Raw genomic sequence first — 847 nt, forward strand, 5'->3', positions numbered from 1 at the left:
TCGACGCGGTGATCGCCCATGCTGCCGGTCGGCCTGCCGCCGAGATCGACGGGCCGCTGCTCGACATTCTGCGGCTCGGCTCCTACCAACTGCTCCGCACCCGAGTGGCACCGCACGCGGCCGTCGCCACGTCGGTGGATCTGGCGCGATCCGAATTCGGTACGGGCAAGGCAGGTTTCGTCAATGCGGTGCTACGGCGCGTGTCCGAGCGTACGGCGGCGCAGTGGGTGGACGAGCTCGCGCCCGAGACGGCGGTCGATCCTGTCGGCCATCTCGCTTTCGAGTACGCCCACCCCAAGTGGATCGCGCAGGCCTTCGCCGATGCGCTCGGTGCCGATGCCGGTGAACTCGCTGCGGTGCTCGAGGCCGACGACGCGCGTCCCTCGGTACACCTGGTGGCCCGACCCGGCGAGATCTCCGCGGAAGAGCTGGCGCTGATCACCGGGGGAGAAGAGGGACCCTATTCGCCCTACGCAGTGCACCTCGACGGCGGAGATCCCGGCAAGATCGACGCGTCCGGGACGGACTGGCCGGGGTGCAGGACGAAGGCAGTCAACTCGTCGGCGGGCGCTCACCCTCGCGCCGCTCGTCGGCGAGGACGGTGGCCGGTGGCTGGACCTGTGCGCCGGACCGGGCGGTAAAGCTGCCTGATCGGTGCCATCGCCGAAATCGACGGTGCCACGGTCGACGCCGTCGAACCGACTCCGCACCGAGCCGACCTGGTGTCCAAGACGACGAAGGATCTCCCGGTGACGGTGTACACCGTCGACGGTCGAGCGTCCGGACTCGACGGCGGCTACGACCGCGTGCTCGTCGACGCGCCGTGCACCGGGCCTCGGTGCCCTGC

1 pseudogene is annotated in these 847 nt (G+C 70.1%); it reads left to right on the top strand.

Annotation, left to right across the window (positions count from 1 at the left end):
• Positions 1–847: pseudogene (locus RHBS_RS27895) on the top strand (transcription antitermination factor NusB); the annotation flags it as partial.

This window comes from Rhodococcus sp. BS-15 (assembly GCF_000813105.1).
Taxonomy (GTDB): Bacteria; Actinomycetota; Actinomycetes; order Mycobacteriales; family Mycobacteriaceae; genus Rhodococcoides.